At 72.2% G+C, this 9787-nt stretch carries 9 protein-coding genes; 5 read left to right on the forward strand and 4 right to left on the reverse strand.

The features are described 5' to 3' along the window. Positions 1-135: 135 nt before the first annotated feature. The 5 genes from ACZ7GX_RS22220 to ACZ7GX_RS22240 all read left to right on the forward strand — a co-directional run bounded on the left by ACZ7GX_RS22220 (position 136) and on the right by ACZ7GX_RS22240 (position 4864). Positions 136-492: a response regulator gene (locus tag ACZ7GX_RS22220; RefSeq protein WP_498779127.1), complete on the forward strand. Its 357-nt coding sequence runs from the start codon at positions 136-138 to the stop codon at positions 490-492. Next, positions 492-2252, forward strand: a complete 1761-nt coding sequence (locus ACZ7GX_RS22225) for a sensor histidine kinase (RefSeq protein WP_498779129.1) — start codon at positions 492-494, stop codon at positions 2250-2252. Before ACZ7GX_RS22220 ends, ACZ7GX_RS22225 begins: the two co-directional genes overlap by 1 nt. Beyond that, positions 2243-2887 carry a response regulator gene (locus tag ACZ7GX_RS22230; RefSeq protein ID WP_498779131.1) on the forward strand — a complete coding sequence of 215 codons (645 nt, stop codon included), beginning with the start codon at positions 2243-2245 and terminating at the stop codon, positions 2885-2887. The genes ACZ7GX_RS22225 and ACZ7GX_RS22230 overlap by 10 nt, the downstream gene beginning before the upstream one ends. A gap of 94 nt (positions 2888-2981) precedes the next feature. After that, entirely contained in the window at positions 2982-3785 is an 804-nt protein-coding gene (locus ACZ7GX_RS22235; RefSeq protein WP_498779133.1) for a hypothetical protein, read from the forward strand. A 14-nt stretch (positions 3786-3799) separates the two neighbouring features. Next, positions 3800-4864 carry a twin-arginine translocation signal domain-containing protein gene (locus ACZ7GX_RS22240; protein WP_498779135.1) on the forward strand — a complete coding sequence of 355 codons (1065 nt, stop codon included), beginning with the start codon at positions 3800-3802 and terminating at the stop codon, positions 4862-4864. Positions 4865-5006: 142 nt separating this feature from the next. Here the strand turns inward: ACZ7GX_RS22240 and ACZ7GX_RS22245 are convergent, their stop codons facing one another. The 4 genes from ACZ7GX_RS22245 to ACZ7GX_RS22260 form a co-directional block, all read right to left on the reverse strand. Then, positions 5007-7223: a carboxypeptidase-like regulatory domain-containing protein gene (locus ACZ7GX_RS22245; RefSeq protein WP_498779136.1), complete on the reverse strand. Its 2217-nt coding sequence runs from the start codon at positions 7221-7223 to the stop codon at positions 5007-5009. 1016 nt (positions 7224-8239) lie between these two features. Next, positions 8240-8839, reverse strand: coding sequence for an AAA family ATPase (locus tag ACZ7GX_RS22250; RefSeq protein ID WP_498779137.1), 600 nt, complete (start codon positions 8837-8839; stop codon positions 8240-8242). 361 nt (positions 8840-9200) lie between these two features. Next, complete coding sequence (locus ACZ7GX_RS22255) at positions 9201-9584, reverse strand: hypothetical protein (protein ID WP_498779138.1); 384 nt, start codon at positions 9582-9584, stop codon at positions 9201-9203. Next, positions 9584-9787: hypothetical protein (locus ACZ7GX_RS22260; RefSeq protein ID WP_498779139.1), on the reverse strand; the 204-nt coding region annotated here is incomplete at its 5' end. The genes ACZ7GX_RS22255 and ACZ7GX_RS22260, both read right to left, overlap by 1 nt.

Genomic DNA, 9787 nt, shown 5'->3' on the forward strand with positions numbered 1-9787 from the left:
TTGGGGTGATCGTGCCCGGACCCCCGGCGTCGGGAAGCGCGTGCCGGCATCCTGCCCCGGTGCCCGACTCGTGGAGATCCGTGATCTTCGGTCCGAGCCCTCGCGCCCGCCGCGGCGGTGCCGGATGGTGTGGACATGGTGCGCGTCCTGCTGGTCGACGACCAGGTCCCGTACCGCCGGCTGCTGGCGCGGCTGTTGCGGGCCGGCGGGTTTGACGTGGTGGCCGAGGCCGGGACGGGGCACGAAGCCCTCCTGCTCGCGGCGGCGACCGCGCCCGAGCTGGTCCTGCTCGACGTGCTGCTGCCGGACCTCGACGGGTTCGAGGTCGCGCGCCGGCTGGAAGTGGACCCGGCACGGCCGGCGGTGGTGCTCGTGTCCAGCCGGCAGCGGGAGGACTTCGGCGAGTTCACCGGATTGGCGCTGGTGCGCGGCTTCATCGGCAAGGACGAGTTGACCGTCGAACGGCTCACCGAACTCCTCGCGGAGGGCTGATGGTCGGACCGTTCGCCCTGTCGTGGGCGTCGTCCGCGCTGTCGGGTCTCGTCGCGGTGGTCGACGTCGTGCTCGCGGCGACCGCCGGGCGCCAGCCCGCCCTGTGGTACGTGTGGGAGATCGGCTCGCCGCTGGTGTGGGTCGGAGTGGGCGTGCTCGCGGTGGTGATCCGCCCCGACCGGCGGGTCGGGCTGCTGATGCAGCTGCTCGGCCTCATCCTGCTGGTCGACGCGCCGGCCGGCTTCGCCCTCTCGACGACGCGGACGTGGGCCGCGGTCGACCTCGTCGTCGCACGGGCCGCGCAACCGTTCCAGGTCGTCGTGTTCGCGCACCTGCTCCTGTCCTACCCCGAGGGCCGGTTGCGCCGACCGCTGCCCCGCGCGTTCGTCGCCGCCCTCTACGCCTACGCCGCCGTCGTCGGCGCCGCGGCCGCGGTCACGACCATCCGGACGATCACCGGGCAGCCGTGGACCGGGACGGACCCGGTGGCCGGTTTCGCGGGCGGCGGGTCGTCCACCGCGATCAACGCGGGCTGGCTGGCGTTCGCGGTGGTCTACCCGGTGCTGCTCGGTCTCAAGGTCCGGCAGGCCAGCCCTGGCAGGCGCAAGACTCTGGCGTACCCGCTGACCTGCGGTTTCATCGTGATCACGTTGTTCGCGCTGACCATGGTGCTGGTCGTGGTCGGCTCGGTGCCCGCAGCCAACCCGTTGTCGGACGCGTTGCCCTACCTCGCCGTGCTGACCATGCCCGGCGCGTTCCTGCTCGGCCTGCTGCGCGAGCGGCTGCGGTACGGCTCGGTCGCGGACTTCCTGCGCGCGGTCGAGCACACGCCCATCGGGCGGTTGCAGCCCGCGCTGCGCGAGGCCCTGCGCGACCCGACGCTGCGGCTGGTGTTCTCGCAGGACGGCCGGTACGTCGACGAGCACGGCGAGCACGTGCCCATCGACAACGACCGGGCCGTGCTGCCCATCGGGGGCGACCCGCCGATCGGGCTGCTCCTGCACGACCCGGCGCTGAACGACGAGCCGAAGCTGGTGCGGGCCGCGTCCGTCGCGACCCGCCTCGCCCTGGACAACGCCCGCCTGCACGCCGTCGTGCGGCAGCAGCTCGCCGAGGCCCGGGCGTCCCGGCGGCGCATCGTGGAAGCCGCCGCCGCCGAGCGCAGACGGCTCGAACGGGACCTGCACGACGGGGCACAGCAACGGATCCTGGCCGTGGGCATCGCGTTGCGGCTGCTCCAGCAGCAGCTCGACCCCACCGACCGGGCCGTCACCGAGGCGTTGGAGGAGGCGCACCGCGAGCTGGCCGACGCCATCTCCGAGCTGCGCGAGCTGGCCCGCGGCATTCACCCGGCGGTGTTGACCGAGCAGGGTCTGTCCGCCGCCGTGCGCGCGTTGGCGCGACGCCAGCCGCTCCCGGTCGCGGTGGACGACGCACTGCCCCACCGGGTGCCGCAGCCGGTGGAGACGGCAGCCTACTTCGTGGTCAGCGAGGCGTTGAACAACGTCGTCAAGCACGCGCACGCGACCCGGGCGCGCGTCCGGCTCTCCCTGCGGGCCGACGTGTTGCGGGTCGAAGTGGTGGACGACGGCATCGGCGGCGCGGGGCGCGAGGTGGCCGACGGCAACGGCGCGGACACCCGGGCGGGCAGCGGGCTGCGCGGCCTCGCCGACCGGGTGGCGGCTTTCGACGGCACGCTGTCCATCGCGGACGCCGCCCCGACCGGAACCCGGCTGATCGTGGAGCTGACGTGCGACTAGTCATCGTGGACGACGCCTGGCTGATCCGGGAGGGTCTGGCCCGGGTGCTGACCGCCCACGGGCACACCGTGGTCGGCATCGCCGGGCAGGCCGACGACGTGCCGGCGCTGGTCCAGGCCACGTCGCCCGACCTCGTCATCCTCGACATCAAGATGCCGCCCACGTTCACCGACGAGGGACTGCGGCTGGCCGGTGCCCTGCGCCGCCGACAACCGGACCTGCCGCTACTCCTGCTGTCGCAGTACGCCGAGCCCGGCTACGCCACCGCGCTGCTCGACCTCACCGGCTCACGGCGCTGCGGCTACGTGCTCAAGGAACACGTCCTCGACGCCTCCGAGCTCGACTCGACGCTGGCCCGGCTCGCGGCGGGCGAGGTGGTGATCGACGCGGCCGTGATCGAGGACGTGCTCGGCGACCGGTTCGGCGCGCTCACCAAGCGGGAACGGGAGGTCTTGGCGCTGATGGCGCAGGGGCTGACGGACCGCGGGATCGCCGAGCGCCTGTTCGTCTCCCTCAACACGGTCTGCACGCACGTCCAGCGCGTGCTGCACAAGCTCGACCTTCCCGACGGCGCCGCCGACAACCGGCGCGTGCTGGCCGTGCTGACCTACCTGGACCGGATGCCGGGGAACTGACCCGGCCCCGGACATCACGGTTTTCCGGGACGCCGGCACCACCTCCGCGCTGCCACGATTCGGGCTCGTCCCCGCCGGGCAGAAGGAAGCCGCGATGTCCCGCACACCCCAGGCAGAGCAGGCCGCGCCGCCCGAGCCCTCGTCGCGCGCCGTGACGCGGCGGGCGACCGCGCTGGCCGGACTCGGCTCGGTGGCCGACGTCGCGGCGGTGGCCCAGCTCGTCACGACCGGTTCCGCCTCCGGTGTGCTCGTGGCCGGGTTGCTGTCCGTGCTGGCCGGGTTCCTGGGGCTGGTCCAGCTCGCCGGACGCCCGGTCGGCCGGGGCGCGGCGGCGATGGCGCTGGTGATCGCGATCGGGGCGGGCATGGCCGGCGCCGCGGTCCAGGCCTACTGGACGGGTGGGGGCACCACCACGCCGCCGTCCACCACCGCCGCGACCACGAAGGCGCACCCGACCACGACCGCGTCCACGTCGACGGGCGCCGCCACTCCCGGTTCGGCGTCGACTGCACCGGTCACCACCGCCGGGTCCGGCGAGGTCGTGCGCACCGGGACCGCGTCCCTGCGCGACCAGGACTACCTCGACGTGGAGACCGGCGTGATCGGCGAGGTCAAGCCAGGGGCGAGCGACCTCTGGTACGTCGGCGGCTACCGGGAGCTGTGGACCGCCGGCGGCGGTGAGCAGCCCATCGCGCCGATCACCGGCCAACCCGATGCCGCCGCGTGCGCCGACGAGCTGGCCCGGCGCGGTTACGACCAGGTCGCGATCGGTCCGATGAGCCCCGGGGCGTGGGTGTGCGCCCGCACCGCCGAGGACAACGTGGTGGCCGTCCAGGTCACCGCCATCCCCACCGGCGACCAGCCGCTCGCCATCACCTACACCGTCTGGCACAAGTGATCAGGAGGAGCCCCATGGCCCTGTCCCGTCGCCACCTGCTCAAGGGCGCAGCCGTCGCGGGCGGCACGCTCGCCCTGGCCAGGACCGGCACCGCGCTCGGCGGTGACTTCGGTTCCGCGTCGTGGCAGACCGCCATGAGGGGTGTGCCCGTCAACGGCCTCGCCTTCCGCCTCGGCACCGGCGGGGACGACCTGCGCGGCCCGGAGGGACTCGAACCCGCCAGCGCGATCACCGCGTCGGTGGTGATCAGCAGCTTTGCCGGGCGCACCACGATCACCGGGCAGCTCAACGGCGGGGACGAGGGCTGGGCACCGTGGACGGTGCACGACAAGTGGTTGTCCTTCGCGCGGGCCGGTGCCAAGCCGGTGCTGGCGGAGAACGTCCAGAGCGTGCACCTGCACTGGACGCCCAACCACGTCTGGTCGCCGGACAACTGGGACATGGCCGATATCTCGATCTTCCACCCCAGGGGTGACGACGTCGGCGACCCCGCCTTCACCGGAACGATCCCCGTGAGCCGGTTCGCGCTGATGTTCTCCGGCAGCGGCCGGCCGTGGCACCACAGGTTCAAGGAGAACATCGACAGCGAGGGCGGCCCCGACTACTCCACGACGAACCCCGGCTGGAACCCCGTGGGGCCGCAGCGGAACTGGCGGTGGTGCAATCGCTGCCAGGGCCTCTTCTTCGGCGGCAACAACACGACCGGTGCCTGCCCGGCCGGTGGCGGGCACAACTCGGGTGGCAGCGCCAACTACTTCATGACCAACTACGTGGAACCGCGACCGATCAACGTCCAGTCGAACTGGCGGTGGTGCAACCGGTGCCAGGGTCTCTTCTTCGGCGGCTGGGCGGGCCGGTGCCCGCTGGGTGGTGGGCACAACTGGGCGGGCAGCTCCGACTACACGGTGTTCGTCAACGACGGCGTCAACGTCAGCAAGCAGGCGGGCTGGCGATCGTGCTCGAAGTGCGGCGGCCTGTACTTCGCGGGCAACCCCACGGCCGGCGTCTGCCCGGCGGGTGGCGGCCACGACCCCGGTGCCAGTTGGCAGTACGTCATGGCGTTCACCGCACTCGCCTGACACCTCCATCGGTCCCGTTCGAATCCGGCGAGCCGGCTCGGGTCTGCCGCCACCCATTGAGCGGTGAGGGGCAGTCGCGACCGCGACCGCCCCTCACCGCGGTCTGTTACCACGCTCGGCGACGTCGCCGGCCGACGGCCGATCACGCGTGGTTCTGGGCGTTCACCACCTTCACGGTCAGCTCGCCCCGGTCCTGCACCACGTCCTCGTCACTGTTGTGCATCTTGTGCACGAAGGTCCTGACTTCCCCCTCGGGCACGACGATCGAGTGGCTGCCCGTGTGGTCGAGGTCGTCCCCGCTCTCCGTGGTGTCCTCGTACAGCTTGCCGTGCACGGCGACCGAGATCGCCTTGTCGTCCGCCAGCTGCACGACGACCTCGTACTCGACGCGCATCTCGCCGCCCCACTTGTACTCCTCGTCGAGCTTGTTCACCGGCTTGTCCGGGCTCACGTCCAGCTCGTGGTACCTGGGTCCGTCGGAGTAGGTCTCGTTGTCACCGGCGGACTCGTGGTCGCTGCCCCAGAAGTCGAGGTGGACCTGGGCCATCCGGAACTGCTCGGGCGGCGGGTCGAGCACCAGGTCACCGAGCTCGGTGTCCTCCGCCTCGTGGACGACCTCGACCTCCGCCGAGTGGTGGACGCCCTTGACGACCCGCCACGCCGTGAGCGCGTACTCCCCGAACGGCACGTCGGCGAACTCGAACGCGCCGTCGGCGTCGGTCTTGTCCGCGACCGCCGCGCCACCGGGCAGCTCGACGTGCGCCCCGGCCACCGCTTTCCCGTCGAGCAGCACCCTGCCGCGCACGGTCCCCCTGCTCAGCACCTTCTGCCAGCGGCTGATCCGGCGCACCTCCGTGCGCGCCGCCCGGTACTGCACCGGTTCGACGTGGCCGTAGAGCCCGCCCGTGTCCGGCCCGTCCCACCAGAGGAGGTCGTCGGGGGACACGGCGTTGGCGTCGCCCGTGGTGCGCCAGAGCTCAGAGTCCTTGCCTCCGGCACCGTCGTTGGCGAAGGCGTTCAGCAGCTGGTTGGCGACGTCGTCGGCGCCGTCGGTGAGCAGCACCCCGAACCACCCGCCGTCGTCGTAGGCCAGGTTGTAGATCGTGTCGTAGAGCCACTGCCCGGCCTTCAGCCGCTCCGCGGCGGTGTACTCGTACAGCCCGTCGACGGTGTCGTGCCGCACCTGGGCCCCCGTCTCGACGTCCTTCGGCTCCAGGTCCGCCTGCTGCACGAGTGGTCCCGGGCCTTCCAGCCGGGTCTTGGCCTTCCGGTGGGTGAGCCAGATGAACGAGGAGCACACGGTGGGGAAGGTGCCCGCGGCCCATCCTGCCTCGGGCGGTGCGATCTCGGTCAACCCGATCTCCGCGTTGGTGTAGCAGTAGAACCGGTAGTGGCTCTTCGACTGCTTCAGGCCGCTGCTCTGATCGGTCTCGGGCGCGGTGACGCCTGCGGCGCGGGCCTGCTCGGCGACGTCTCGCAGCGCCTGCCGCACCGTAACGTCCTCCGCCTCGGGGTCCGGCTTGACCACGAGGGGCGGCACGATCTCGAAGTTGCCGTCGAAGGACGCGCCGACCTGGTGCGGTTCGAAGGACGAGATGCTGTAGGGCATGCCTTCGGGCGAGATGAAGTCCTCCCCGTGGATGGCCGCCCCGACACCCTGCGTCACCACGCCGGGCCACAGGTACTTGAGCACCTCGGGGTCGAAGCCGTCGCTGCCGGCGTTGTTCAGCAGGCGTTCCTCGCTCGCGGTCGAGTGGGTCACCTCCTGGTAGTTCCTGGTCATGATCCCGGAGTGGCTGTACTTCTGCGGCAGGCTGACCTGGCGCATCATCCCGCCGATCAGACCGGTGCCGCCGGGGGAGATGACGAGGTCGCCCTTGAGCGCGTTGACGAACCGCTCCGGGATCTTCACCTCTTCGGTGTCGTCGGTGAGCATGCAGACGAGCTGTCCCGCCTCGGCCTGCTCCCGCTCCTCATCGGTGATGTTCTCCGGGTCGCACCAACTCCCCTCGGCGACGCTCCGCGGGCCGATCAGGGCCTGCACCGACGGGCGGGAGCCGGAACCCCGCTGTTGCTCCAGCTCCCGCACCGGGCCGAAGACCGCGTCCAGCACTCGAACGACCGCAGCGCGCGCCTGCGGCGGGTCCAAGGCCGTGGACACGGTCTTCAGGTCGACGGCGAGCGTGCCGGTGACCCCGTCCAGCATGATGTCGGACAGCGGAACGTGGCCCATCAGCCCGTCACGCGGCACGACCCGGGCGAGGTAGGGGCGCACGAGCTGGTCCCACGGCCAGGGCCGCGCCCAGTCGTCGGGCACCACGGGCAGCACCGCGGGGGTCGCCCGTTCTCCCAGAGGCACGTCGAAGGTGGCTGAGAGCCGCACCGGCAACTCGCCGACGTGCCCGGCGTACCAGACCGTGAAGCCCGGGGCGCCGGCAGGCACCACCCCGTCGATCGGGGTGTGCACGCCCACCTTGGCGCTGGATCCGGGCGACACGGTGACGGGTGCCCGGAGCGGGGTGAACGGAGGAGGGACGACCAGGGCGTCCGGGTCTTCGTGGAGCGGCGCGACCGCCATCCGGTCCAGCACAGCTCGCCGTCCTCGACGTTGAACACCGTGAAGCTCGCGGCGAACAACGTGTAGACCTTGTGCGCGAAGACGTCGGCCTTGACGTGCGGCACCGCGGTACCGCGGCGGCGGCACAGGTGGTACGCCGAGTGCACGGTCAGCGTCCTGGCCACCTCGACGCCCGAGTGGGCGACGGCGCACCGCACGTGGAACTGCCCGATCCCCGCGCCGACGTGGTCGATGCCCGCGAAGAAGTCGTGGCGCACCACCGACGACCTCGTCACCAGGAGGTCCGACCCGTCGCCGAAGTCCCACTCGTACCGGGGCTCCCCGGACAGCTGCTCGCCCGCCGTGTGTTCCGGGGCGTTGTCGAACCCGACCGCGAGTTCGACCTCGTAGGGGTTCTCCAACGACTGCCGCGCACGGAGCAGCGGCAGGTGCGGCCGCGCGCCGTTCACCGGCACGAACGACAGCGGTTGCCCGGCCACCTCCAGGTGCACCGTCCGCTGCTCGGTCCGGCCGTCCCGCTCGGCGGTCACGGTCACCCGCCGGGTGCCCTCGCCGGCGAACTGCAGGTACCTCACGTCCCCCGGCAGACCGCGGATCGCGACCCGCGCACCCGTGGTCTCCAGCGGTCGACCGTCCGGGTCGAGCACCCGGACCTCCACGCATTCCCCGGGCCGCGGTTGCGGCGGCGTGCAGGTGATCGAGCCGATCATGTTCTCTGCCATGCCTCTCCCCTGTCCTGTCCGTCTTCTCGGCCAGGGAAAGGCTGCCCGCGCCGCGTCCGCCGAACATCCGTGCGTTCACGGAGATGTGTCGGCGGGGACGCGCTCACCCGGGTCGGCTCCTCGGACGCCCACCGCGGCGAGCTCGACCCGGCCCGACACGCCCAGCTTGGTCAACACGTGCTTGAGGTGGGTCTCGACCGCGCCTCCGCCTCGTCCAGCCGCCCGCACAGGACCAGCAGCGGCGCGAGGTCGGTCGGCATCCCGCTCGGCCGGGCGCAGCGTCGCGACCACCGGCAGACCCGCGAGCCTGCGGCAGAAGCCGCGCAGCGCCAGCAGCGTCGCCGGGTCCGCCCGGTGCAGGTCGTCGACGGCGATCAGCACCGGCCCCGCGGCCGCACGCGCACTCACCGCCGCCACCAACGACTCGACGACGCGGTACGCCCCCTCACCTCCGACCGGATGCCGCGGCACGGGCACCACGGCGTCCGCCGGCACCGCGGCCAGCGCCCCGAAGGGCACGGGCCGTCCCAGTTCGGCGGCCGAGCCGCACGAGGTCCGAAACCCCAGCCGCACGGCTTCCTCGATGATCCGGGCCAGCAGCCTGCTCTTGCCGATCCCCGGTTCGCCGCGGATGAGCAGGACCGCCCCGGCTCCCCGAACCGCGTGATCAAGCACGTACCGCGCCCGCAATGTCGCTGTCCCGGCACACGAACGGCCCGGCGCCCGACTGCGGCGCTCCCCACCTGAGTGCGTCTCCGTCACGTCCGTTCAGGGAGGGCGGTCACCGCTCCGGATACGTCTTCGCCCAGCGATCACCGGTTCGACTGATCGGCCGCCCGGCCGACCTCACCCGGCCGCACCACACTGGGTCACCTGGCACCCGATCGGGCGACGCTCGACCGGACGCTGCCCGGCCGGCATCCGCAAGCGCCACGCTGATCAGCGAGGTGTCGCGCGGTCGGGGTTCGCGCCCGGTAGCCGAACCCTGCGACGCGAGAGGCGTGACGGCCTCACCGACAAGCCCTCGAGCAGAGGGCTACCAGGCGTCTCTCAGCAACGACGGTCCCGGCTCGTCATCGTCGTCGTCCCGGGCAGTCCCGCACGGCGGCGGTGTCGGCTCGGCCTCGACGTCCAGGTTCGCGAGCCCGGCGATGTACTCGTCGAGGAATGCCGCCCCTTGCCCGACGAGCGCGGCGCGTTCGGTTTCGGGCAGGCGTTGGAACTCGTCGATCGCGGCGAAGGCCTTGTCCGCCACGGACTCCACCGCCCACTGCTGGGTGAGCAGGTCGCGCGGGGCCGAGCGGCCGGCGACGACGTCCTTCGCGAAGTCGGAGATGGCGCCGTCGTCCGCCGCGGCGAGCACGCGGAACATGTTGTGCTGCGCCTGCACGCCGTCTGCGGTCGCGAACGGGTTCGTCATCACGCTCCCGGGTGGTCGAAGTGGGACCACGGCCAGATCGCGCGCACGCCGTCGCCCTGCGCCCGTGCGGCCTGCACGACGGCGGCGAACCCGTGCACGAGTGCCCGGACCTGGTCGACCGCGGACTGGATCTGGTTGGCGATGCCGATGATCGAGCCGAGGAACTTCGCCGCGCCACCGGTCGCGACGTCCGCGATCGTGCC

Source organism: Actinosynnema sp. NPDC037264 (genome assembly GCF_055603705.1).

Bases quoted from the DNA above. Each gene is read 5' to 3' on its own strand.
- ACZ7GX_RS22240 (WP_498779135.1), top strand. From the start codon at position 3,800: ATGGCCCTGTCCCGTCGCCACCTGCTCAAGGGCGCAGCCGTCGCGGGC.
- ACZ7GX_RS22225 (WP_498779129.1), top strand. From the start codon at position 492: ATGGTCGGACCGTTCGCCCTGTCGTGGGCGTCGTCCGCGCTGTCGGGT.
- ACZ7GX_RS22255 (WP_498779138.1), bottom strand. From the start codon at position 9,584: ATGACGAACCCGTTCGCGACCGCAGACGGCGTGCAGGCGCAGCACAAC.
- ACZ7GX_RS22220 (WP_498779127.1), top strand. From the start codon at position 136: ATGGTGCGCGTCCTGCTGGTCGACGACCAGGTCCCGTACCGCCGGCTG.
- ACZ7GX_RS22235 (WP_498779133.1), top strand. From the start codon at position 2,982: ATGTCCCGCACACCCCAGGCAGAGCAGGCCGCGCCGCCCGAGCCCTCG.